General features: G+C 34.8%; 23 protein-coding genes, 3 pseudogenes and 1 riboswitch. Of the genes and pseudogenes, 11 read left to right on the top strand and 15 right to left on the bottom strand.

Annotated elements, in window-relative coordinates; genetic code table 11:
- Nucleotides 1–194 precede the first annotated feature (194 nt).
- On the bottom strand, nt 195–680 hold the full coding sequence (locus ACI3K6_RS22855) for a GrpB family protein (RefSeq protein ID WP_435556623.1): 486 nt from the start codon (nt 678–680) through the stop codon (nt 195–197).
- 95 nt (nt 681–775) lie between these two features.
- Nucleotides 776–1,129, bottom strand: a complete 354-nt coding sequence (locus ACI3K6_RS22850) for a hypothetical protein (RefSeq protein ID WP_435556622.1) — start codon at nt 1,127–1,129, stop codon at nt 776–778.
- Nucleotides 1,130–1,339: 210 nt separating this feature from the next.
- Between ACI3K6_RS22850 and ACI3K6_RS22845 the strand changes: the two are divergent.
- Nucleotides 1,340–2,579: pseudogene (locus ACI3K6_RS22845) on the top strand (4-hydroxyphenylacetate 3-hydroxylase family protein); the annotation flags it as partial.
- Nucleotides 2,580–2,734: 155 nt separating this feature from the next.
- Here ACI3K6_RS22845 and ACI3K6_RS22840 read toward each other — a convergent pair.
- From ACI3K6_RS22840 to ACI3K6_RS22825, 4 genes are all read right to left on the bottom strand, one after another.
- Nucleotides 2,735–2,935 carry a hypothetical protein gene (locus ACI3K6_RS22840; RefSeq protein ID WP_435556621.1) on the bottom strand — a complete coding sequence of 67 codons (201 nt, stop codon included), beginning with the start codon at nt 2,933–2,935 and terminating at the stop codon, nt 2,735–2,737.
- 484 nt (nt 2,936–3,419) lie between these two features.
- A complete protein-coding gene (locus tag ACI3K6_RS22835; protein WP_435556620.1) occupies nt 3,420–3,629 on the bottom strand; it encodes a hypothetical protein in 210 nt (69 codons plus the stop codon).
- Nucleotides 3,630–3,868: 239 nt separating this feature from the next.
- Nucleotides 3,869–4,084, bottom strand: a complete 216-nt coding sequence (locus ACI3K6_RS22830; RefSeq protein WP_435556619.1) for a hypothetical protein — start codon at nt 4,082–4,084, stop codon at nt 3,869–3,871.
- Nucleotides 4,085–4,137: 53 nt separating this feature from the next.
- Entirely contained in the window at nt 4,138–4,767 is a 630-nt protein-coding gene (locus tag ACI3K6_RS22825; RefSeq protein ID WP_435556618.1) for a YczE/YyaS/YitT family protein, read from the bottom strand.
- 117 nt (nt 4,768–4,884) lie between these two features.
- Between ACI3K6_RS22825 and ACI3K6_RS22820 the strand changes: the two genes are divergently transcribed.
- The 4 genes from ACI3K6_RS22820 (at nt 4,885) to ACI3K6_RS22805 (ending at nt 8,563) form a co-directional block, all read left to right on the top strand.
- On the top strand, nt 4,885–5,337 hold the full coding sequence (locus ACI3K6_RS22820; protein ID WP_435556617.1) for a MarR family winged helix-turn-helix transcriptional regulator: 453 nt from the start codon (nt 4,885–4,887) through the stop codon (nt 5,335–5,337).
- A 25-nt stretch (nt 5,338–5,362) separates the two neighbouring features.
- Entirely contained in the window at nt 5,363–5,881 is a 519-nt protein-coding gene (paiA, locus tag ACI3K6_RS22815) for a spermidine/spermine N(1)-acetyltransferase (RefSeq protein ID WP_435556616.1), read from the top strand.
- A gap of 279 nt (nt 5,882–6,160) precedes the next feature.
- A riboswitch (guanidine-I (ykkC/yxkD leader) is annotated at nt 6,161–6,257 on the top strand.
- Nucleotides 6,258–6,543: 286 nt separating this feature from the next.
- Nucleotides 6,544–7,011, top strand: a complete 468-nt coding sequence (locus tag ACI3K6_RS22810) for a MarR family winged helix-turn-helix transcriptional regulator (RefSeq protein WP_435556615.1) — start codon at nt 6,544–6,546, stop codon at nt 7,009–7,011.
- A gap of 142 nt (nt 7,012–7,153) precedes the next feature.
- The gene (locus ACI3K6_RS22805; protein ID WP_435556614.1) at nt 7,154–8,563 is read left to right on the top strand and encodes a hypothetical protein; all 1,410 of its coding nucleotides are present in this window, start codon (nt 7,154–7,156) and stop codon (nt 8,561–8,563) included.
- 401 nt (nt 8,564–8,964) lie between these two features.
- On the opposite strand, the gene murI is transcribed toward ACI3K6_RS22805, so the two are convergent.
- The 3 genes from murI to ACI3K6_RS22790 form a co-directional block, all read right to left on the bottom strand.
- Complete coding sequence (gene murI, locus ACI3K6_RS22800; protein ID WP_435556624.1) at nt 8,965–9,762, bottom strand: glutamate racemase; 798 nt, start codon at nt 9,760–9,762, stop codon at nt 8,965–8,967.
- Between the two features lie 166 nt (nt 9,763–9,928).
- On the bottom strand, nt 9,929–10,921 hold the full coding sequence (locus tag ACI3K6_RS22795) for an NADPH:quinone oxidoreductase family protein (RefSeq protein ID WP_435556613.1): 993 nt from the start codon (nt 10,919–10,921) through the stop codon (nt 9,929–9,931).
- Between the two features lie 345 nt (nt 10,922–11,266).
- Nucleotides 11,267–12,127, bottom strand: a complete 861-nt coding sequence (locus ACI3K6_RS22790) for a LysR family transcriptional regulator (protein ID WP_435556612.1) — start codon at nt 12,125–12,127, stop codon at nt 11,267–11,269.
- 189 nt (nt 12,128–12,316) lie between these two features.
- Here ACI3K6_RS22790 and ACI3K6_RS22785 point away from each other — a divergent pair, with 189 nt between their 5' ends.
- Genes ACI3K6_RS22785 through ACI3K6_RS22770 form a run of 4 tightly spaced genes read left to right on the top strand, consistent with a single transcriptional unit; the run spans nt 12,317 to nt 15,564 of the window.
- Entirely contained in the window at nt 12,317–12,706 is a 390-nt protein-coding gene (locus ACI3K6_RS22785) for a tautomerase family protein (protein WP_435556611.1), read from the top strand.
- 36 nt (nt 12,707–12,742) lie between these two features.
- Nucleotides 12,743–13,939, top strand: coding sequence for a YbfB/YjiJ family MFS transporter (locus ACI3K6_RS22780; protein WP_435556610.1), 1,197 nt, complete (start codon nt 12,743–12,745; stop codon nt 13,937–13,939).
- 4 nt (nt 13,940–13,943) lie between these two features.
- Nucleotides 13,944–15,023: an NAD(P)H-dependent flavin oxidoreductase gene (locus ACI3K6_RS22775; protein ID WP_435556609.1), complete on the top strand. Its 1,080-nt coding sequence runs from the start codon at nt 13,944–13,946 to the stop codon at nt 15,021–15,023.
- 52 nt (nt 15,024–15,075) lie between these two features.
- Nucleotides 15,076–15,564, top strand: a complete 489-nt coding sequence (locus ACI3K6_RS22770) for a DinB family protein (protein WP_435556608.1) — start codon at nt 15,076–15,078, stop codon at nt 15,562–15,564.
- Nucleotides 15,565–16,222: 658 nt separating this feature from the next.
- Here the strand turns inward: ACI3K6_RS22770 and ACI3K6_RS22765 are convergent.
- The 6 genes and pseudogenes from ACI3K6_RS22765 to ACI3K6_RS22740 all read right to left on the bottom strand — a co-directional run bounded on the left by ACI3K6_RS22765 (nt 16,223) and on the right by ACI3K6_RS22740 (nt 21,048).
- Nucleotides 16,223–17,083 carry an alpha/beta fold hydrolase gene (locus tag ACI3K6_RS22765; RefSeq protein WP_435556607.1) on the bottom strand — a complete coding sequence of 287 codons (861 nt, stop codon included), beginning with the start codon at nt 17,081–17,083 and terminating at the stop codon, nt 16,223–16,225.
- Nucleotides 17,084–17,448: 365 nt separating this feature from the next.
- Nucleotides 17,449–17,619 (bottom strand): annotated as a pseudogene (locus tag ACI3K6_RS22760) (tyrosine-type recombinase/integrase); the annotation flags it as partial.
- Nucleotides 17,620–18,006: pseudogene (locus tag ACI3K6_RS22755) on the bottom strand (class I SAM-dependent methyltransferase); the annotation flags it as partial.
- A 133-nt stretch (nt 18,007–18,139) separates the two neighbouring features.
- A complete protein-coding gene (locus tag ACI3K6_RS22750) occupies nt 18,140–18,595 on the bottom strand; it encodes a C40 family peptidase (protein WP_435556606.1) in 456 nt (151 codons plus the stop codon).
- 801 nt (nt 18,596–19,396) lie between these two features.
- Nucleotides 19,397–19,888, bottom strand: a complete 492-nt coding sequence (locus tag ACI3K6_RS22745; protein WP_435556605.1) for a DinB family protein — start codon at nt 19,886–19,888, stop codon at nt 19,397–19,399.
- 554 nt (nt 19,889–20,442) lie between these two features.
- A complete protein-coding gene (locus ACI3K6_RS22740; protein WP_435556604.1) occupies nt 20,443–21,048 on the bottom strand; it encodes a DUF4304 domain-containing protein in 606 nt (201 codons plus the stop codon).
- A 324-nt stretch (nt 21,049–21,372) separates the two neighbouring features.
- On the opposite strand from ACI3K6_RS22740, the gene ACI3K6_RS22735 reads away from it, so the two are divergent.
- Together ACI3K6_RS22735 and ACI3K6_RS22730 are read left to right on the top strand one after the other, a co-directional pair.
- The gene (locus tag ACI3K6_RS22735; RefSeq protein ID WP_435556603.1) at nt 21,373–21,948 is read left to right on the top strand and encodes a dihydrofolate reductase family protein; all 576 of its coding nucleotides are present in this window, start codon (nt 21,373–21,375) and stop codon (nt 21,946–21,948) included.
- A gap of 602 nt (nt 21,949–22,550) precedes the next feature.
- Nucleotides 22,551–23,180, top strand: coding sequence for a cysteine hydrolase family protein (locus ACI3K6_RS22730; protein ID WP_435556602.1), 630 nt, complete (start codon nt 22,551–22,553; stop codon nt 23,178–23,180).
- The last annotated feature ends 292 nt before the right edge of the window (nt 23,181–23,472 follow it).

Below are 23,472 nucleotides of genomic sequence, written 5' to 3'. Positions count from 1 at the left end.
AAAACCTTCCAACTACGAACTAATGGAAGGTTATTTGGTATGCATATTTTTAGTATAGCACGAGGTATTTTAAGTTTTTATTGAAAAATATTGACAAACTATTAGCTGGTTTACTTCAAAAAGAAAAACGGGGTCGCGCAGCAACACCGTTATTGAACATAAGGACCCGTTATTTGATGAAGGATTACATTTTTTTATTCCGGGGATTGAATGATTTTTCCAAAAAATTCATTTTTTGCTTCCCTGTACTCATCCATTTCTTTTCCTTCGTAATACCTCTTTAAATCATCATATTCTTTTCGAAATCTATCATTTATTAATAAGATATCTCGGAACTTCCAGAAGAAATCAAATTCAGAATGAATTACAGTTAATTGTACTCCGAGGGGAGGAACGGCTGAATCGTCTTTAAATGCCCTAAAGCTGTCGGTTTTGACACTACCTTCATTGAGGTCATATATGGCTGAAAGTGTCTGAACAGCCATTGGGAATTGTTCAGGAGTAACACGCACTTGTATATCTAAATCACCCTTTGTGAGAGTATTAGAGATTGCTGTACTCCCAACGTGCTGGATATCGGCTTCTGGCAATCGTTCTAAAATTAGCTTTTTGTGTAATGCGAAGGCTTTCTCTGCCTTTTCGTAAAAAAGACTGTTTTCAAAAAAATTTACTTGTTCCATATTACCTTCCCTCATTAAATTCTTTGATTTTAATTTTCCATTTTTTCAACTAATCTGTCCGTTAATTGATATGGAGCAGCCTATATGAACGCAATTTAACTGAAATTATTTAAATAAAAATGAAACCAGTCTAGCCCAACGATAGATGATCTTGAACCATAACCTGAAAATTCCACTTGTTCATTTTCATTCAATAGGGGACCGACAACTTGTATATCGTGTCCTATTTGATTAACCAAAACAAGAACTTCGAATATTGCTTTTTCAGGTTCACACACCTGAAACGAAGAATTACAATAAACTTCAAAGAGCGAATTGTCTTTCCAATAATGTTCTAATGAACTAATTTTTAATTTGCCCGTTACTTTTTCAATTCTTTTTATTACATTTTGGGCTTTTTCTTTAGTTTTTGCATTTATGTAAAACCGCCAACCAATGGTCTCAAACATAACCCTTATCCCCCAGCTTTGCACAATAAATGAAAGAATTCGCTGTTTTTTCTTACTTCTCCTTCTTGCACTAACCTGCTTCGTTACTTCAATACAGTTCAACAAAAAGAAGCGTTAATCCTTTTTGGATCAACGCCCCCGTTAGCTTAAGTACAATACTTCACAATTTTGCTTTCTTGGATAAAAACTATTACTAAAAGTATTATTTTGTGTAAATATTCTAATGAAGAACCTATTGGGATTTCCTATCTGCAGCCAAAAACAAAAGAAGATTTAAAGAGAAGAAGAAAGATGATGGAATACTCGGCAAGAAACACACATGGAATGATGGGAAGAAGTCCTGATTATATGAATACTGTAGTGATGAGCTTTGCCTCCTCTGCCTCCATTTTAAAGGGTAGGGAAAATTGTTTCCCTGAAAATATTGAATCCTTGTACGAAAGTGCTATGGAAAACAACCTCTCATTTACACATACATTTATTACTCCTCAAGTAAATCGTTCCCAAGTCTATTTGGGATTCACCAATGAGCCCATTTCTGCGAAGGTAATAGAACGGAAATGAAAAAGGATTGGTGATAAAAGGTGCCCGTCTGCTTGCCACTCAAGGTGGTTAAACGGATGAAGTTTTTTTCTGCTCCAAGAGTATTTTTTTATCCTAGCGAGGCATTCGCCTTTTCCATTCCATCTAATACGGAAGGATTAAAATTTTTCTGCAAAGAATCTTTTGTCGGGGGAGAATCTTCTTTTAATTATCCCTTAAGTTCAAGATATGAAGAAATGGATTCCATTGTTGTATTTGACAATGTATTGGTACCATGGGATCGTGTATTTTATTACGACAACGTAGAGGCAGCAACCGATTTTCTGGCTGAAAGCTCTTTTTACCAATTCGCCTATCATCAAGTGGTAACCAGACAAATTGTAAAAACCGGGCAAAACTACTTGTCGATACGATTAATGTTGGGGAATATCAACATATTCATGAAAAACTGTCCGAAATCATCATTGGTCTTGAAACCATGAAAGCACTCTTAGAAAAGGCAGAAAATGATGCTGAATTAGATCAATGGGGATATATGCGTCCAAGCATGATACCATTACAAGTCGCCAGGTAACATTTTTCCGAAGATTTATCCCAGTTTCAGCGAAATTATACTGATCATTGGTGCAAGCGGAATGATTTCTTTACCAACAGAAAACGCCTTTGATTCTGAAATTAGACCAGAGCTCGACCAATATCTTCAAGCAGATGGTATGAATGCTTTGGATCGTGTGAAACTATTTCGTTTGGCATGGGATCTTACAATGAGTTCCTTCGGTACAAGGCAAACCCAGTATGAAAGATACTTTTTTGGTGACCCTGTTCGATTATCCGTAACTTATACAGAAGCTATAAAAAGGAGCAACATGTTAAAGATATTATCGAATTTTTAAATCTTAAAAATTAAGAGTGTCTGAACATATTGTCATTTTTATGCGGTATCCTTCTGCCCTAAATCAAAAACTTTCACCTTCCCAACATGAAACAGGCCATTCTACTTTTGTAGAACCTCCTGTTTCATAGAAGTTGAATTTCTTATTTGGACTTTTTTATCTGTAAATTTTAATAAGGGTAGTGGTGGTATGGATAGTGATGATGATAGTACGGGTAATGATGATGGTAATACGGGTAGTGATGATGGTAATACGGGTAGTGTGGGTGCGGATGCGGATAGCCTGGAGCTCCAAAACCAAGTCCTGGTGCAAAACCAAAACCTGAGCCTGGTCCACCTAAACCAACCCTTTCATCATAGGCATTAATCATAATTCATTCATCCTCCTCATTTCATTTTACATTAGAGCATATGCATGTTTGGGTTAAAGTTCTTGGGTATTTGTCATGAATTTTAGAAAGTAAAGGACAAATGCCTTATCCAACAAATAATATGGACTTTTAATTCAAAACTAATAGCCTGTATTAAGTCAATTCACCACTCAATTGGAATTATACAACCCGTATTCTTATTCACCTAACCTACTCCGTTAGCTTAATAAGATTCTTTGAAAAAGGGGGATACTAGGTATAGGTGATATTTATGTTTCAATAATTTTTTATGATTAAAATTTTTCGTGGAATTCGTGGAATTAAAGCGTTGCAATAAATACTAAAGGCAACTTAACCCTAAAAGATTCGTTGTACCTTTAGTTTTTAATATAAAATTCTATTTTTACATATTGAATTCCGATAAAAAAACAAGGTCATCCCCTTTTTGCTGCATTCGCACGGGCTGAAATATATTTTACATAAGCTAAAATTTTATCAATAAAGTAAATAGACTCATCATGGCTAACGTAATTAATATCAAAATTACTTTTCTCATGTCTTTTAACTTGTTATGAAACATATTCCAAAGTATTATCCCTTCATTTACAATGTAACCTTGCCCCCACATTTCCTTATCAGAACACATTATTTCATTTGCTTGGTAAATATCATTAGCATTGGTTAAATGCTTCATTAATGCCTCCATTGCATATAAACAGTCTCTTATGGATTCTTTTCTTACTCTCAATTCATTCGTTCTAGTTAAATGTAGTCTCTCCTGTAAACTATGCTCTGCTGATTGCTGACATAATTCAACTGTATTAAAAAAACTTCTTCTGAATCAACTGCCAAACTTATCCACTGGTTTATACATCTCCAAGGTTTCTGAGGATTGTCATCAATCGATAACCAAAATTATGTTTTTCAAAAATTTTATTTTAGTTCCCTTTCAGGATTAAGAACAAACTTTTTTATTATTAAAGTTCCATCTAAACTCAATCCTTTGTAAGAGCCAGTTTTTTCTATTAAAAGTTTTGGAAGTCTATAAGAGATCTCCTTCAATATACTATGTGTCAACTTATTCATTAGAAAATCTTTGTTAGAGAAGGCTTGATAATCTGGGAACAATTCCTTAAATTTTATGTTCAAGCAATTCCCCCTGAAATTTAATAACTTTTAACGTGACCTATTCATCAAGCAACTCATAATGAGAAAATGCTGCCTAATACTTTTTCAGTACATTTCATAAAGTAATTAAGTATCAGCCCACCAAAACAAACGGTTAATAACGTTCCAACGCCAATCGGTCCATTTAAAGCCATTGCCATGACCAAGAATACGAGGTAAATGAGTGTTCTCGAAAAAAATATATTTGTTCTCGCTAGTTCTTTTTTGATTAACGTTAATCTGTCAACAGGAATCGGGGCAAAATTTGTGTGTAAATATATTGCGGCTCCTAATCCTATAACAACTAATCCTATAACAACTAATCCTATAACAACTAAGCCTATTCCAAAACAAACAACTTTGCTGTACCATAGTTCGGGTGTTATCAATTTATGCAATAAATAAAGCCACATATCAATACTAATCCCCGTTATAAATGCTGTTACCATACCTAACACTTCTGGTCTTTGTCTTTTTAATAACGAATTACAACATATCAATATTGAAGCTATTATTATTTCCCAACTTCCCACAGTAAGCCCCACATATCGGGACAGGCCTACCAAAAGTGCATCAAAAGGGGAAGTTCCAAGATCTGATTGTATAGTGAAAAAAATACCAAGGGTTAATATTAAAATTCCTAATACATAAAAAAAGTATTTCATTTTATTTACTTACCTCTTATTAAATATTTTTGTTGCAAATACAACAAATTTAGGATAATTTAAATATACGCCTTTTTTATTGCATTTACAACAAAAACATGTTCTAAGGAGTTCATTATGCAGGAAATTCTTCGTGAAATTGGAATGATCGCAAGGGCATTAGATTCAATAAGTAATATAGAATTTAAAGAATATAACCTTACAAAAGGACAGTATTTGTACCTGGTGCGAATTTGTGAAAATCCAGGAATTATTCAAGAAAAGTTAGCTGAGTTGATAAAGGTAGATCGAACAACAGCAGCTCGAGCAATAAAAAAACTTGAAATAGCTGGTTTTATTGAAAAGAAAGACGATCAACATAACAAAAAAATAAAGAAGCTCTTCCCAACAGAGAAAGGAAATAATCTTTATCCCCTTATAAAAAGAGAAAATGATTTTTCCAATTCTGTTGCATTAGCTGGATTTTCTGATGAAGAAGCAGAAACCATTTTCAATCTTCTTCAAAGAGTAAGAAAAAATATAGAAAAAGATTGGGAATTTGTAAAAAAAGGGAACAAGCGAAATTATTAATCATGATAAAGGAGCGATACTCAAAGTGACTATTAATGTAAAAAGGTGTACACTGGAAGATTTAAACAAACTTCAAGAGATTAGTATTGAAACATTTAATGATACATTTAGGCAGGAAAATTCTCCCGAAAATATAGAAGCTTACTTGGAAAGAGCATTAAACCTAGAACAATTAGAAAAAGAACTAGCCAATTGTTCCTCACAATTCTTTTTTGCTTATTTTAAGCATGAACTTGCAGGATACTTAAAGGTCAATACTAATGATGCTCAGACTGAAGAAATGGGTGATGAATCACTTGAAATCGAGAGGATTTATATTAAGAACAAATATAAAAAACAGGGCCTTGGTAAATATTTGCTAAATATGGCTATTGAAATGGCGTTGGAACAGAATAAACAGAAAATCTGGCTGGGTGTATGGGAAAAAAATGAAAATGCAATTGCCTTTTATCATAAAATGGGGTTTGTCCAAACCGGAGCCCATTCTTTTTATATGGGGGATGAAGAACAAATTGACTATATAATGGTCAAAACTCTTAAATAATTGATTAACTCTCTCCCTTTCTTTAATCCTAAAATGCAAGAATTAAAGAACATGGATATCATTTTGGGAGCCTTCTCTTCAAATTATTCCACTTAAAGTAACTGGGGCGTTGGTTATGTATGATAATAATATGATCGATATTTAATGAGTTGGTCTTTTCCGCTGATTAGAATGTTAAATTAAGTAAGCTCACTCATTATAAATACCAATATCATTGCTGAATTTTTAGTTTTGAAATTAATCTAGAGTGTATGTAAAATAAATATATTAAATAATATTTTAATTGTTTTCTTGGTTTCCGCATCTTAAAGTTGGTCTGGTCGGAGAGAAGACTCACAGCTTTGCTGTGACACGGAAGGATAAATGCCTGGGAGAAACTGTATGACAGTTTTCTCTCAGGCTTTTTTGTTTTTTTTTTTGGAAGGAATGAAAAATCGGTGGTACTATTTAAATGAACAAAAACTGGATTAACGTACTTGTAGCAGCTCTTTACTTTCATCCCCTTGAAAGGTAGAAAGATGCTTTTTTTTATTATATACTTTTTTTGATATACACTGATTTTCTAAAACCGGCTATAACGTATAAAATGAATATTGAAAAAAGAATCCGTTTTCTGATAAGGTTTAAATTCACTTCTCATCTAGGAGGTATAAATAATTCAGGTGTCATTATTGAAACTAAGTTACCTGAGTAATGTTATGGAAAATAAATTTGATCAATTCGCCAGTTTATCAGCTCAAATCTCACATATTTACGCCAGTCTTGCAAGCCAGTATGGTTTAACTATTAACGAATTACATGTTCTCTACTATATCGGTAGTAATGGTCCTAGTTCTCCAGGCGAAATTTGTAAAAAGTGGAGCTTACCCAAACAAACAATTACCTCTATTAGTAACAAGTTAGCTAAAATGGGTTACCTATGCTTTTCAACTGATCCTATTGATAAGCGCAGTAAACGGATTATCTTAACCGATTCCGGGGAAAAATTTGTCCTTCCTTTAATTGAAAGCATCACTCAAAGCGAATTAAAAACCAGTAGGGAATTTGGCGAAGAAAAGTTTGCAAGTTTACTTAAACAGCTATCTCAATTACAAAATTTGCTTGCACATCATTTAAATCATAAAAGTTAGCTAGTTGACCGATTGAACCTCAATCGGTCTTTTTTGTACATTTTTTGACATATCTTTAAATAATGTTGTATCATCTGCCAATTATATTTACAATCAATTTTAGTCCTATATAGGACTAAAATTGATTAGGAGGCAACAAAGCATGAATAGCAAAAAAAACATCAGCCCTGAAATTGGACTTGGGAAGTATTCTTGGCCACAAGTGATAAAGTGGCTTTTAATCGTTTTAGTAATCTATGCCCTATTTAGTGTCTTAATTTCGAACCCATTCTCAATTTTTGTTGATCGAACTACACCAGTCGATTATTCAAGAATAATGTATTTTCATGGATTGACTGTAGGTCTAGCAGGGGTTATCTCATTGATTATCAGTCAAGTTTACGATTTTGAGACAAAATTTAAAAAGATTATTTTTTATTTCACCATTGCTACGATTTTCCTGGGTGTTACTGGAGGGGCAATTAACCGCTCAATGGAATATACCAAGTTAACACTTTGGTATCAGATCCTTTCTTTCTTTGCTCTCGACGTGATTCTAATTACAATGTTCATCGGCTTAATTGTCATAAAAAATCAAGAACTTAGACAATCACGTACATACTACTTAGTTTTAGCAGCTTCATGTTCAGCGGTGATTGCAGCATTAATAGGTGACTTAGTCGGCTTTATTTTGGACTTTGGTAATTGGCCAGGTATCTGTGGTTGGTACGCATCAAAGATTGGCTACACTTTGCCGGAATGGCAAGACGCTCTTTTAAGAGCGCACTCAGATATGATGGTGGTTGCGGTTATTGGGCTTATATTGGCAGTCATAAGCTGGAAGTATGGTCGTAACTTAATCGGTAACGCCTCAACGATCAAAGCAACTGGTGAATGGATGGTAATTGTTGGCCTAATCTTAGAGACTATAATTTTGGTTATTTCTGGATTTGGTGGTTCTGATCTACAAATTCCACACATTTTTACCGAAAAGGGCTTTTTCCAACCCCGTGGTCATAGTGTAGCTGGTATTGACTTAGTTGACTTTACGATTGGCACATTTGTCTTTATTGGTGGTATGCTACTAATTGGGGCTATGCTTTTCGGCAAAAAAGCTGCTGACGACAAATTAAGTATAACTGCTAAATACACGCTTAGTGGTATCTTTCTAACATGGTGCTGTATTGTTATAACTGTTGCGGGCATGGGATTTTTAGAAGAATACAGAGCTGATCTTTATAACTCTTATAATAAGGTTCCGCTGGGGGAATATGGCTTTGCTTTTAGAATGTTGCACCTTGATATAAGCTTGATTTTGTTCCCAGCAATTATGGTTGTGATGCTGCTTGCTCAACATTTATTAAAAGATGATCAATACAAACTTATTCAGTGGATTTTGAGTATTGGTGTCATCTTTTGTACCTTGGGCTCTCTGGTCTTTATGATTTTTAACCCAGCAGCATTTGGCCCTGGATATTGGGTAGTAGGATTAGGCTTTGTCTTTGTGGTTGCTGCGATGATCTACTTTTTCATTCAGAGTGATAACAAACAAAAAGAAAATTTTAGTAAATAAAATAGTATTACCTGAATAAATCACTGAATTTCTAAAACTGGCTATAACGTCAATGTAATCAGCTTTTTCAGTAAAAAGAAATGTACGAAGTAAATGAAAATAGAATCCATTTCTGATAAGTTAAAGTACATTCTCTATTGTGATAAAGAAAAAGGATAATGCCTTCATTATTTAGGTATTGTCCTTTTTTGTTGTAGATTATAAATTTATTATTATACCTCTTTGTTCAATTAACCCACAAATGCAGGACTCCCATTCACATTCCTTATTGAACTATCTGCTTCGTTACTTCAAAAGAAAAAGCGATCCTTCCTTATTGAAGAATCGCACCCGTTTGTTTAAGTACAAAATTTCACAAACTTATTTTTAAATTAGTTGGCGATATAGATTTACCTTTTGAGTTAAACACCCTTAGTTACAGAACTTATCCTGTCTAACATTACCAACAACTCATTATAATTAGATAATGTTTCTTTGTCTTCAACTTTATAACCAGATTTAAAAAATAAAATATCTCCTGTTCCATCATTAATTTGGTTATTTGCTTCAAGAATTCTCTTTAAGTTTTTAGCAGTACCAATACTTCCAGAAATAATGTCTACTTCATCAGAAAATATTTTCTTTAAACTAACTTCAAAATATGGAAAATGAGTGCATCCAAGAACAATGGTGCCGTACTGATTTAAATCAAAAAGAGATAATTTTTCTCTTAAATATGGTACAACTTTCTCTTCTCTAAACTCAAAATTCTCAGCGAATTCTACAAGACCTGGAAGGGCTAAACTTTCAACAATATCGTGATGGTCTATACTTTTCACAAGATTATGGAACTTTTCCTCTCTTAAAGTCAAATTAGTCGCCAGAACTAAAACCTTTTTTCGTATTCCTTCACAGCTTTGGACTGCAGGTTTTACAGCTGGTTCAATACCAAAAATGGGGAAATCATACTTTTGGCGAAGGTCATTCACTGCAATACTTGTTGCGGTATTACAAGCTATGACTAATGCTTTAATTCCTTGATTAGCCATAAAATCAACTGCATTAAAAATATATTCCCTTACTTCTTCTTTTGGTTTTTCACCATATGGAACATGTAAGGTATCTGCATAGAATATATAATCTTCATTCGGTAAAAACCTCAATGCTTGATGGAGTACAGTCATTCCACCTATGCCTGAATCAAAAAAACCTATTCTCACTACTTTCACTCTTCTCCTAAATTAACTATGTTATATTTTATAACTTGGTCTTTCAAGTACATTCTTTCAAACATTGTCATAAGTAATTGCTTAAAGGATTAGAAAACAGAGTAACACTTAGTAATATTAATAAAATGATGTGAATTTATTATCCCGTCATTTTTTATCATAATTTTACAATTGTTCTTCCTCTTGCTTGTCCCTTAAGTAGAGTAGGTAGAACATCTGTAAGTTGTTGAAGTGTTACTTCTTGTTGGATAAATTTCTCTAGGTTTGCAGGCTTGAAATCTGTCGCTAACCTATTCCAAATTTTCAACCGTATTTCCATTGGGCAATACACAGAATCGATTCCTAGTAAATTTACCCCTCGTAAAATAAAGGGGAAGACTGTTGTTGGGACCTTTGTTCCTGCGGTTAAACCACTTACAGCAACTGATCCTCCGTATTGAATTTGGCTTAAGACCGATGCCAAAGGTTCACCACCTACAGGATCAACAGCGGCTGCCCATTTTTGTTTACCTAAAACTTTGATTTCCCCATCATACACCTCGTCACGTGAAATAATGGTAGCTGCTCCAAGATTTCGCAAATAATCATCTTCAGATTCTTTACCTGTGCTGGCTTCAACCTGATAACCGAGCGATGCAAGAATGGAGACAGCAATACTACCAACGCCGCCAGTTGCACCTGTGACAAGCACCTTTCCCATTTCGGGAGTGACACCATTTTCTTCTAGTCGTTGGATGGACAATGCTGCAGTGAAACCAGCTGTTCCGAAAATCATTGCTTCTTTTAATGTAAGTCCTTTGGGGAGCGGAACTATCCACTTAGCTGGAATTCGAGCAAACTCACTATAGCCTCCAAAATGCGAAACACCGATCTCATAGCTAGTCGCAATAACCTCGTCACCTTCTTGGAATCGAGGATCTTTAGATGAAACAACTACCCCTGCTAAATCAATTCCAGGTACAAAAGGATAGGTTTTGACGATGTTACCCTTCGGAATAGTAGCGAGACTATCTTTATAGTTGACACCAGAATATTGGACTTGAATTAATACTTCTCCCTCTGGTAAATCTTGAAGCGTTATCTTTTCAAGTTTTACAGAAAATTGACCTTCTTGTTTATTTACAACTAGTGCATCAAATGGCTGTAGCATTGCTAGTACTCCTTTCAATTAAGAAAAAGTCTTCATTACCGATATATCAATCATAACTCCATTTATCTATAAGGTGTAATACACAAAATAGATAATTGCCATCGGATTTATTGATACCTAAAAAAGAGGGAAAAGTGGAGAGTGGATTCAATAAGGCTTTTTAGCCTATTAAACATCGTATTTCGTAGGTCATAGCTAAGCTGACCCGTAAATTCGGAAAATAAGAAAGGGGAACGTAATCCACAATCACCCTCCAATAAAGCACACGTTTTTGTTTAAGTTCAATATCACAATAGTGATTTACCTCCACTCCCTTTTAAAAACTCTTTTTTAAAACAACCACCCCTAATCACTTATCATTCCTATAAATTTTAATAAAGACGCAGGTACATACCTATCTTTTCTATAAATGAATACTGTTTTGACTTTTCCGTATGGAGTCGGAAGCGTATGCTGTCTAAGAGTTCCTTCTTGTATTTGTTTCGCAACAACACTTTGTGGAACCAAACTTACACCTAGGCCAGCAGATACACAACCGACAATTGCATCCAGGGTTCCAAATTCCATTATCTTTTTAGGAATCACTCCCTCTTGGTGTAACCATTGTTCAAGTTTCTCTCGATAAGAACATCCAGCATGAAATACTAGCAGCGTCCTTGTTTGTATATCTTTAAAGGAAGAAATTTGGGGATGAATTGTATCGGTAATGAGTACCAATTCCTCTTCAATTACTTCCTTTTCAATGAGTTCGGGGTGTTCAATAGGTCCAGCCACAAATGCTCCATCAAGTTCATATTGTAAAACTTCTTGAATATTTTGTTTAGTAGATCCTGTTTTTAAGGTTAAATCAACATCTGGAAAGTCATTATGATACTTTGAAAGAATGGCTGGTAAACGAACTGCAGCGGTTGTTTCCATTGAACCAATAATTAACGGACCACATGGTGTTTGATCATCATTCATTACGTTTTTTGTTTCTTCTATAAGATCAAATATTTTTTCCGTATATGTTAATAACATGCTTCCCTTGGCTGTTAAAGCAGTTCCACGATTATGTCTATGAAAAAGGGTTGTTTGAAGATCCGATTCCAACTGCTGAATTTTCATCGTGATATTAGACTGTGCATATTGAAGTTCTCTTGCTGCTTGTGAAATACTCCCCAACTTTGCAACAGTCTGGAAAATTTTTAATGTATGTAAATCCAAAATAATCTCTCCTTATTTGAAATACCCTTTAGCCATCAATTTGATTGATACCAAATATCATTTTTAAGTATTATACCATATAACAAAAAAAGCGATATGATTTAAATACCCTACATTTTAACTAGAGGTTAATATTTGTAGAAAAGACACATTCTAAAAACATTATTGCAATTTGAAGGGAGAAACAAAATGCCATTATTACGCTTTGATTTAATAGAAGGTAGAAACGAAGACACACTAAAAAAATTATTAGATTCGGCTCACCGTGCGATGGTGGAAGCTTTCCAAGTACCTGAAAGTGACCGTTATCAAATAGTTCATCAACACCCGCCGCAAGAGCTAATAATTGAGGATACAGGACTAGGGTTTAAAAGAAGCAGAGACCTTGTAATTATTAGTATTGTTAGTAAAAAAAGAACTGTTAAACAGAAAGAAACCTTATACTCACTTCTAGCCCATAAACTTGAATCGGATTGTGGGATTTCACCACAAGATTTGATCATTAATATAACAGAAAACAGCGATGCTGACTGGAGTTTCGGACTCGGGGAAGCACAATTTCTAACAGGTTCATTATAGCTTATAAAGATATGCTTTATATTTGGAGGTTTTAATTTGAAGAAGGAAACTCATCTTTTTTTAATAGGGGGAATATTGTCTTTAATCATTGCTATGGGGATTGGAAGATTTGCCTATACTCCCATTCTTCCACTTATGCAAAAGGATCTTTCTTTTTCAAATACAGTTGCTGGTTATATTGCCTCAAGTAATTACGCAGGATATTTGCTTGGAGCAATTTTAGCAGGTGCTATTCCCTTAAAACAATTTAGAACAATTTCCTTGAGAATATGTATTATCGTCAATATCTTAACCACTGCCATAATGGGTCTAACACATTCTCATTTCCATTGGTATGTACTTCGATTTCTATCGGGGGTTTCCAGTGCTTATGTGTTGGTCCTAGCCTCTGGTATCGTGTTAGATAAACTTGCTGCTATAAAAAAAACCAGTTGGTCTGGTTTTTTTTATGGAGGGGTAGGTTTGGGAATCTGTTTATCCAGTCTAATTATTCCGAGTTTAAACCATTTATATCAGTGGGAAGGAACTTGGACAGGACTAGCTGTTGTCAGTGGAATCCTAGCATTCTTCGTATGGATCTTGCTCAATGATAACCTAAACGCTGTTGAAGTAAAAAATAAACAGGAATTTTTTACAGAAGTCCCCCCCGCTAAATGGCTTATATGGTTGATAATTGCTTATGGCTTAGAAGGATTGGGTTACATTGTTACAGGTACGTTTATCGTATCTATCGCTGAAAAGACTTCATACTTTCATAAAGATGCCACCTTAGTTTGGATGATGGTTGGATTGGCTGCGATTCCATCCTGTCTCATCTGGTCTTTACTAGCAAAAAAATGGGGATTCGTTAAATCCCTAGTTCTTGCAATGACATTACAAGCTTTGGGTATGGCGATGCCAGCCTTTTGGAGTTCGAAAACAAGTTTTATCATAAGTGCTTTATTATTTGGAGCCACGTTTATGGGTATCACGACTCTCGCTACAACAATGGGTCGACAAATGAATCCATCTAATAGCGGGCGAACGATTGGTATTCTGACTGCTATTTATGCTATTGGACAGTTGATAGGACCAATCCTTGCTGGAGTCTTATCATCATTCACTCATAATTTTAATACTGCTTTAATAGGCGCATCTTGTGTCGTTTTAATTGGAGCGGGAATGCTTTTAAATGGAATTAAATTTGAGAGGAAAACTAAAAGAATACTAAGTGAAAATAATTACGAGGTGTAAAATTATGTTAAATAATAAAATAACAGAGCTTTTGAAAGTTGAGTATCCGATTATACAAGCTCCAATGGCTGGCGGAGTAACCACTTCGAAATTTGTGGTGGAGGTTTCAAATTCTGGGTGTCTAGGAATGATTGGTGCAGGTTATATGACACCTATTCAAATTCGAGAACAAATTAAGGAAATAAAGCAGTCAACTTCAAACCCTTTTGGTATTAATCTATTTGTTCCTAACGCATTTAAAGTTACAGAGAATGAAGTTAAATCAGCTAACCATATCTTAAACCCTCTTCGTCATCAATTGAATTTACAACCAAAAGATAGCTTTGAAATTCCTAATTTTAATGATGTTTTAGAAACATTTATTGAACAAATTAAGGTTGTAAGTGAAGAAAAGGTTCCTATTTGTTCTTTTACATTTGGTATTCCTTCTAAAGAAGTAATTGCTGAATTAAAACGATCTAACATTATTCTGATGGGGACCGCTACAACTGTTAGAGAAGCAGTTGAAAATGAAAAAGCAGGAATGGATATTGTTGTTGTTCAAGGTAGTGAAGCTGGTGGACATCGTGGTAGCTTTATCGATGGTGATCAAGAAAGTTTAGTTGGTTTAATGTCACTCATCCCACAGGTTGTTGACAATGTAAGAATCCCTGTTGTTGCCACTGGAGGAATTATGGATGGGAGAGGGTTAATGGCTTCTATTTGCTTAGGAGCAAAGGGCGTACAAATGGGCACAGCTTTCTTGACTTGTATTGAAAGTGGAGCACATAAGGTATATAAAGAAGCCATTCTCAGTGCTAACGAAGACCAGACTGTTTTAACTCGTTCATTTTCTGGTAAATGGGCAAGAGGAATTAAAAATGAATTTATTTTAGAAATGCAAAATTATGAAACACTTTTACCAGATTTCCCTGTTCAAAATACACTAACCCAGGATATTAGAAAGACTTCTAGTGCACAAAATAATCAAGATTTCATGTCACTTTGGTCTGGTCAAAGCCCAAGATTAGCCAAAAGTATAACCGTTGAATCATTAATAAAAAGTCTTATTACAGAAGCTAAAAAAATAAATTCATATATTTAAATTGTCTCTGGATTAGTTGCATTCTTTTAGTGATTGCCCAGGAGGGAAAGAGATGAAGAACTACCTGCTTAAACAATTAAGATTTGTTCGAGAAAACACAATTAATTGCGTCGCAGAAATGAATGATGAAGCAACACTGTTTATTCCAGATGGATTCAATAATAATATAAATTGGAATATTGGACATATATATGTTGTGCAAGAAAAGTTCGCCTTTTATTTTATTAAGGAAAAAATGATGATGCCAAATAACGTTTCGAAATTATATACTACTAGCACAAGCCCATCCAATTGGGGGAGTCAGGCGTTACCAACGATTAACGAATTAATCCGATTATTAAAAAGTCAAATCGACAGGATTGAACAATCATTGGAATTTCGTCTGAAAGAAGTTATAGAGACGCCTTTTACTACTTCAACAGGTCTTACTTTATCAACTGTTGAAGAATTACTCAGTTTTTGTATATATCATGAAGGTATGCACTTTGCTACGATAAAATCGTATAAACAAATTATTCAAAATGAAAGAGAGAAGGAATAGGAGTATTTAGAACAAACAAAATATCCTACTTTTTTAACAATTATTAAGTAATTTATTTTTAGCACCGTTATAAAAATGAACGGTGCATATGTGTTTAGCTTAAATTTTAATTTTTTTGCTTTGTTAAACTAACTCCCTCAATAAACAAAGTGAAAACTCATGTTTTCTCCGGTTTTCTCAGTATTTTATAGAATGTTATTTTAGAGTTAATGCTCGCTACTATGGTTGGATTTATCTCTAAAGGATAAATTTGGGCTTTCGAAGCAAAAAAGACTGTCGCTCTTAGCCACACATTTACAAAAAATGGTGGATGTGTAAAAATATGATCACACTGGTGGATGTCAGTCATGCTGCATCGTTTGTTCAATAACAAGTTCAACAAAAAAAGTGTTAATCCTACCTGGATCAACGCCCCCTTTAGTTTAAGTAAAAATCTTCACAATCTTTTCTTCATCTTAACAAGTTCTCTCTTAAATGAGATGGGACGTTACAAAAAGACGCCTTCTTATTCAAGAAAGCGCCCGAATGTGGAAGGTCTTAATATATATAATTGCATTATTACAGGTGCATATTAAATTCTGTTACATAATCAAGTGTTATCGATAGTTATAAAAAGTGATTATAAACTATGTTGCATTATTGAAATAATATTTAAATTTTAGCTAAGAAAATATTGCTTTAAGTGTCTCGCAACTTCAATTGGATTATGTTCATTACAAGGAGAAAGATGATGTAATTTTGGGAGAATTAACGTTTTTGTTTTCTGAATTGTTCGACTTAACATCCGAATCATTTGGTGTACTGTTTCTGGACTTTTTTCTCCAGAAACTAATAATATATTTGCATTAATGATTTGATAATTGTTGTAAGTGCCTTCTAAGCGTTTTACTTCCCTATGCTCAGATAAGTTTGATGGTAATAATTCTTTTATTTTTACCCAATGATCTCCACGTATTACCATACGTAAGATAAGTTTTGCGTACCAGTTTGGCATTCTTGTTAAAGGACTATGGCCTGCACCCCTTACAAAACTAGTAAATGCTTCTCTAAAATCTTTTTGGTTCATGGCCTTTTCATATTTTAATATCCAGTCCCAATCTGATGGTAATGAATCTATAGAAACTCCAGGTTCATAGAGAGCTATTTTGGTAAAAAATTGAAATGTACGTGCAGTTTCTAAAGCTACGAGTCCACCATAGCTGTGTCCAAATACATAAATTGCACCTGTTACTTTTTGGATCGCTTGAATATCTTCGCATTCCTTTTTAATAGAGTACTCACTTCCCTGAGGTCCACTCATCCCTCGTCCTCTTCGATCCATGATGTGGACTGTAAATGAATCCGATAGTTCTTGGGCAAGCATGCTAAGGTCCCTCGAATCATTTAATGCACCATGGATTAGAATAAGACCGGGGCCTTGACCGATACTTTGATAACTAATGTCTGTACCATCTTGTGATGTAAGTGTTGATTGAGTGAATGTGTCTATTTGGTATGTGCTTTTTAAAATATTTGACATAAATAGTTTCACTCCTCTGTATTCAAGGTTAGATTGAATTTATTTTTGCTTACCGTATAATAGATTCGCATCAGTTAAAGAGTATTCCTCTTTATATACTTCATTCAAAGCTAGTTAACAATAATTGGACATTTAAGGATGTATGAAAAACTCGAATCCTTAGCACACCAGATTTTATCATTCTTTTGTTTTTATCGTGTATTCAGGATTGTATAGAACTTCGATAAATCAACGGTTTCACACTCTTAAGTGCACCTGAAGGCTGTATAAAAAATGGGGGACTATTAAGAACTCTTGTTCCATTATCTGGCCCGATAACAAAAAGATACGTGTTGATTTCGGTAAAAGTTTAATTTATATAGCTTTCAAAAATACTTACTATAAAAATCGTGCCTCAATTTGCCTCTTAAATGAGCATATATTTTCGTGGTCTCACTCTTCTCATGACCAAGCAAGCTCTAGATCACTTCAAGAGGTACTCCGTTATTAATCATATGTGTAGCATAGCTGTGTCGTAGTTGATGAGGATTGATACTTTATTTTTCTTTCTTACATTTTACCATTATAAAATTGATGGAAGGCTTATCTTTCATGTTCTTATTAGGCTCTTCGATTTCTAAAAACTCGACAAGTCCATATTGATCAAATTCTTGTTTAATGGAGTCAGAATCGTAAAATAACATTTTTACCCCAGCCGGTGTCTCGAAGTAGTCTTGATCCAATTGTTTACCCTTTCCGTACATTGGCGCTTTCTTCGAAACAGTTGTAAAAATCATATAGCCATTTGGCTTTAACTGATTGTAGCAATTTCTAATAAACTTCTCTCTCTCCTGTTCATTCAATAAGTGAATAAGGGCATGACTAAATATGCCGTCATAGAGCTTATCATCAAATGGCATGTCCGTAACTGAGCCATGAAAAATCTTGCACCCCACTAATTAAGAAAAGATTAGTTCATCTAATTGATAAAAGGTACTGCCAATGTTACTCTTTCACCACTGATTTAAGATAAGATAAATATTAATAAATGAAAAAGACCATCGTCACCGATGATCTTTATACTCGCTTTGCACCAATATATTTAGGATGCCAATATGGATTGCTTGTGTAGGTGACAATGACCCCTTTTGAAGATGATGCCATGATCATTTTCCCGTATCCGATATAGATTGCAACATGGGTTGGGGCACTTGCTTTAGTCGGTCCATAGAACAGTAAGTCCCCTATCTGCAAATTAGATGGTCGATATCCGTTTCCATAGTACATTTGGGCTGCAGTGCGATTTAGAGTTCTTCCCGCTTTTCCGTAAGAATACTTGACAAGTCCTGAACAGTCAAATCCGCTTGGCGACATCCCGCCATATCGGTAAGGAACTCCGATATTCGATTTCGCAATCGAAACCGCTGCTGTATGATAATTATAAGTTGCTGCTTCCGCGTTATCACCCATGGCAGTGAACAAAGAGCCACAAGAAGCTAAAATGGTAAAGGCTACGATGAATTTCTTTAGCATGATTGTTTCCTCCTAGTGTGATTTGATAGGTTCACTATACTAGAAAGGTATAACAGACTCATCACAGCAATATGATAATTTCATTACAGAATTATTCTGATATAACTTTTAAAAACCACATAATTATTTTATGCTTGTTAGAGCTGCTTTCTTTTTTCAAATAACCTGCATCTTAAGTGCAATGAGAAAAGCTGCCACAATGAAAGCTTGGTCTGTAATTGTGGCACCCGTTTGTTGATTATCACTAATACTCTTAACACGGGATCCAAGAAGTCTTTTATTGTTTTTCGGGAATTTAAAAATATCTAATATATTCATAAGAAGTGTTGCATGTAAATTATATTTAGGGTCCTTTCAACAAAACGCGGTTATTTATACTCGTATTTTAAAAACCCTTGAAACATTAGGCTCTACACATTTTTAACATGTATTCAATGTAATCTTGGAAGCATAACAAAAAGCAGACCATAAACTGGAACCATTCAGTTTAGCCTGCTTTGTATCTGTCATTCAAGTATCGTATTCTTTAGCTCTATGATTCTATTTTAACTTATTTAAGGCAAACCTACTTTAATAATTGTTTACAGGGTATAACGCAATTTCTTCAGGTAATAACCGCGCTCACCCTTTGAATAAACAGGAATTGCTGCTAAATGTCTCAGTAGTATTTCTGTGCTAAAGCTACTATTAGGAGGCCGTTTTCCTCGTTGCCCACATTTCGTCAAATAACACGATAAATATTTGATGTAATCCGTGATATATAGGACACCATGTTCTCGAACTGCAGTTCAATTTTTTGCCCTATTCAAAAGAGCGGTGCGATGGCCAAGAGCCTTGCAACTTGCGGATTAGGATAATTTGGCCCGTATGATAAGCATCATGGAGAATGAGGCTGTTCAGCCACTCGTCTAATGGACGGTTAGGAATAAGAGATTGCAACTGGTCAGCGTTTAAATTCGTAATACGCTCACGGATACCAAGATGAACGCTTTTTAGCCTTTTTTGCGTTTCTTCCCAATCCCTCTCCGTTTTCGAAGCGACTACGAACGTATCGTCATTCGTCACCCCTTCCGGATACTGCGATTCTACACCGGTAATTCTATTGAGCAACCGTTCTTTGTAAAAAATTAAATGCTCAACTGTCTCCCATATGGTGTTCGCATGCTCGCCAGCCGGGCGCCAATCTGCTTGCTCCGCTGTCAGCGCTTTAAGTGCGTCAGCAAGCGGCGGATACCAATCTTCTTTATCGTAGCAAATGTCCCAGTTTTGAAGTAACGATTCCGTTCTGTTCATTCCAAGTCCTCCTTAGCGCTTATTGTAACCACCTAAGCATCTATTTTACCATAAAATTCTAATTACTTCTTCAACTAAAATGTCCCTTTAGTTCAAGGAACAACTTATCTCCTTAATAAAGCTATAAACAGGCTTGATAATATTCCAGTTAATATTGTAATTAAAACCTTTTTATCCAAACTAATATTCTCGAATCGTCTATATAACTTATTGTTTCCTAGGAAAATTAGAATAATGAAGGGAAAACTTAAACATATTGCTATAAAATACACAGATGTAAATGGTTTACTCGTAAATATATTAAGGGGAATGTTGATAACAAAAAGCAGGGTCAATAAAATAAATTGATAAATAAAAAATCTGACATACTTCAAAAGTTATACCCCCGATTCCATTTCCATTTATATCTCCTTTATATTATAAATCTGAATTTTCGTAAATATTATTCAATATATTTCAAAAAGATATTTTCTTAAACTATCCTGTCCTTTAGTTGAATAAAAAAAAAGACCACCATAATGGCAGCCGGATCTTCAACTATTGCACCCGTTACTTTAATAAGCCAATCCAATTCTATTAGCTAAATCCTTTAGATACTCTTTATATTGCTCATTTGGATATTGGTATTGTTCATCATAAAGTTTTTGTGCTTTTTGTTCGTAACCATTTTGTTTCAAAACAATAATTAACATCGCTTTCCCTTGTGGTCCCCAACTTTTATTTTCCATCATAAAGGTGATTAGCTCATCAGTATTATAAATATTGAAAAACGGTAATATATAAGCTTCCACATCTGTTTTCAACTGTTTAACGAGTTTATCGCTAATGACATTTCCGTTAAATGAATACCACTCTTCATAAGAAACATCTTTTAATTCACTTATCCTTTTGCGGACAATACAATGATATTCTTTAGGGAACTTAGGTATTGGCTCATTATAATAAATATCATAAGCACTAGGGACAAATATTCCTGCGTTAAATGTAAAATCTACATTTTCCTGATGGTTAAATAAACTTGATTGAATATTGAAGCACCAGCCAATCTCCCCTAAATCTTTAAAAAAGTTTCTCCCTTGTTTCTTAAATCCTTTTGCTTTTAATAAAGGGGTAATAGAGTCTTTTATTATTTGGTCTAATTCTTTTTGTAGATTAACCAATTTACCACCTCATTTTGAATGTGTATCAGTTTAATTAAACCTATTTTCTCCATAAATACTTGTTCCACTATCCTAGCTGTTTGTTCAATAAGGAATTCAACAAAAAAGGCGTTAATCCTTCCTGGATTAACGCACCTGTTTGTTTAAGTGTAGTTCTTCACAATCTTTTCTTTAACAAAATAAAACGGGACTGATGCTCGCACCTTCCCATTTTAATTGGTTCAACTTATAGAACTTTTTACTAAAATTTACAAATATTAGTTATACTTACATTGTAGGTAAAGAAGTTTGAAAAATATTCCTCATGGACAAAGGAGACTAAAAATGAGAAAACTCGTTCTATTTCTGCACGCATCTCTTGACGGTTTTGTGGAAGGTCCGAACGGTGAAATGGACATTGGCTGGGTTTCATATGATGCTGACTTGGAGAAACACGCGAAAGAAATTCTGAGTACTGCCGACACTGTCATATGGGGACGTGAGACTTATCAGATGATGCATAATTACTGGACATCTGTGCCTTCTGACCCCTCAGCTTCGCAGCATGAACAGGACCATGCCGAGTGGATTGAAAAGACTCCTAAAATCGTTTTTTCCACGACGTTGGAGAAAGTCGAATGGAACAATTCCAGACTGGTGAAAGAAGGTGTCGAGGAAGAAATCAAGAACCTCAAACATCAGCCAGGCAAGGATATGGTCATCCTCGGCAGTCCTAGGTTAGCACACTACCTTATGCAGCTTAATTTAATAGATGAGTATAAAATTACGGTTTCTCCCGTCCTGATCGGCAGCGGGTTGCCGTTATTCCAAGGTCTCAAGGAGAAGATCAATCTTAAACTAATCGAAAACAAGACATTTGATTCTGGAGCCATAGCCCTCGTTTACCAGACGGTTAGATGACCTTTTCTCCTAAAGCAGATTACGACGGATACGATAGTTCAATAGCTGCCTCTTCAACGAGGCGGTTTTCTTATCGTAAAGATCAACAACAGGATTTAATATAGCCTTAATCTAAGATTATGACATAAACATTAAATAAATCATATCGGTAAAACAATTTGGGTTTAAGGATCCCTAATAAAATGCAAAGTCAAGAAATCAAAAGTTACTGAAAAAAAGAGCGAAATGTAAAATTGGTATGGAATGATTACTATACCCTTAAAGATTGAAAAAATACATTTTTCAAAAAAAAAAAAAAAAGAGAACAGTAAAAAAACCACATTTAGGTCCGGAAATTTAGTTTCTTTAAGTAAAGCACCCCGTTAGCTTAACAAGTACCTTCGGGAAACATTCGTCAAAGTTGCACACTAATTTTCTATAACAAAGTGAACTAAAACAAACTACAAATACATATAGATGCCTATAGAGTTTATAATGACTATGTACTTGTTCGATGCGGCTGTCATGTCAATGCTGAACTTTTTAAAAAAACAACTTCTCTATCTTTCCTGAACAGGTAACAAACATTTCCGTAAGCTTATACTGCGAGGGAGGTAAGTAATTTGCCGTTTAAACCACATCCCAATAATACTGCTATTGTAATCACAGACCCACAAAATGACTTTATGAGTCCTGGGGGAAGAGGCTATCATCTGACTAAAGGAACTATTGAACGAAACAATACCATACAAAAACTTGAACTATTAATGAGAACTGCCATCAATAAGGGATACCAACTTTTCATATCGCCCCATTATTTATACCCTCATGATTATGGCTGGCAATTTACAGGAAATGAACAAAAGATGCTATTAGGTCTTAGAATGTATCAAGTGGCAAATGCGTACACACCACCGTCATTTGGAGCAGATTTTGTTCATTCTTTCAAACCTTATATTTTTGATAGAAGAACCGTCATTGCAACTCCTCACAAGGTTGCCAGCCCACAAACAAATGACTTGGAATATCAGTTACGACAACATAGAAAAGAGAATATAATTATTGCAGGGGTGCTTTCCAACGTTTGTGTAGAGTCCCATATGAGGCATCTAATCGAAACTGGTTTTGAAACAGCTGTTGTATACGATGCCACCGCAACAATTAGTGAAGAGGATTTTCAAGCTGCCGTTACCAATTATATAGCATTTGCCAGTGCTACTTGGACGACACAGGAGGCTATTTCATACTTATAAATCATTCCCCAATGGTAATTTCCTATACAACTTGTCTGAACTGTCCCCAAGTGGTTACTTGGTCAGAATAAGAGCTTGGAATAACGGATTAATTTAGATAGCACAACCCCCTCCAATCTGTTCGGAGGGGGCTATTCTTGCTTGGCACAAACAAAAAAGAGCCATTTCCATTCTTCAACTAAACTCCCTCAATAAACAAAGTGAAAACTCGCGTTTTCTCCAGTATTCTCAGTATTTTATAGATTGTAATTTTAGAGTTTAAGCTCGATACTATGGTTGGATTTATCTCGTA

It is taken from the genome of Neobacillus solisequens, from assembly GCF_051233465.1.
Classification (GTDB): Bacteria; Bacillota; Bacilli; order Bacillales; family Cytobacillaceae; genus Neobacillus.
This window is presented reverse-complemented; position numbering and strand designations above follow the sequence as displayed.

Excerpts from the sequence above, each read along its gene's own strand:
- ACI3K6_RS22855 (WP_435556623.1), bottom strand. The coding sequence starts at position 680 with ATGGAACAAGTAAATTTTTTTGAAAACAGTCTTTTTTACGAAAAGGCA.
- ACI3K6_RS22850 (WP_435556622.1), bottom strand. The coding sequence starts at position 1,129 with ATGTTTGAGACCATTGGTTGGCGGTTTTACATAAATGCAAAAACTAAA.
- ACI3K6_RS22840 (WP_435556621.1), bottom strand. The coding sequence starts at position 2,935 with ATGATTAATGCCTATGATGAAAGGGTTGGTTTAGGTGGACCAGGCTCA.
- ACI3K6_RS22835 (WP_435556620.1), bottom strand. The coding sequence starts at position 3,629 with ATGAAGCATTTAACCAATGCTAATGATATTTACCAAGCAAATGAAATA.
- ACI3K6_RS22825 (WP_435556618.1), bottom strand. The coding sequence starts at position 4,767 with ATGAAATACTTTTTTTATGTATTAGGAATTTTAATATTAACCCTTGGT.
- ACI3K6_RS22820 (WP_435556617.1), top strand. The coding sequence starts at position 4,885 with ATGCAGGAAATTCTTCGTGAAATTGGAATGATCGCAAGGGCATTAGAT.
- ACI3K6_RS22805 (WP_435556614.1), top strand. The coding sequence starts at position 7,154 with ATGAATAGCAAAAAAAACATCAGCCCTGAAATTGGACTTGGGAAGTAT.
- ACI3K6_RS22795 (WP_435556613.1), bottom strand. The coding sequence starts at position 10,921 with ATGCTACAGCCATTTGATGCACTAGTTGTAAATAAACAAGAAGGTCAA.
- ACI3K6_RS22785 (WP_435556611.1), top strand. The coding sequence starts at position 12,317 with ATGCCATTATTACGCTTTGATTTAATAGAAGGTAGAAACGAAGACACA.
- ACI3K6_RS22775 (WP_435556609.1), top strand. The coding sequence starts at position 13,944 with ATGTTAAATAATAAAATAACAGAGCTTTTGAAAGTTGAGTATCCGATT.
- ACI3K6_RS22770 (WP_435556608.1), top strand. The coding sequence starts at position 15,076 with ATGAAGAACTACCTGCTTAAACAATTAAGATTTGTTCGAGAAAACACA.
- ACI3K6_RS22765 (WP_435556607.1), bottom strand. The coding sequence starts at position 17,083 with ATGTCAAATATTTTAAAAAGCACATACCAAATAGACACATTCACTCAA.
- ACI3K6_RS22750 (WP_435556606.1), bottom strand. The coding sequence starts at position 18,595 with ATGCTAAAGAAATTCATCGTAGCCTTTACCATTTTAGCTTCTTGTGGC.
- ACI3K6_RS22745 (WP_435556605.1), bottom strand. The coding sequence starts at position 19,888 with ATGAACAGAACGGAATCGTTACTTCAAAACTGGGACATTTGCTACGAT.
- ACI3K6_RS22735 (WP_435556603.1), top strand. The coding sequence starts at position 21,373 with ATGAGAAAACTCGTTCTATTTCTGCACGCATCTCTTGACGGTTTTGTG.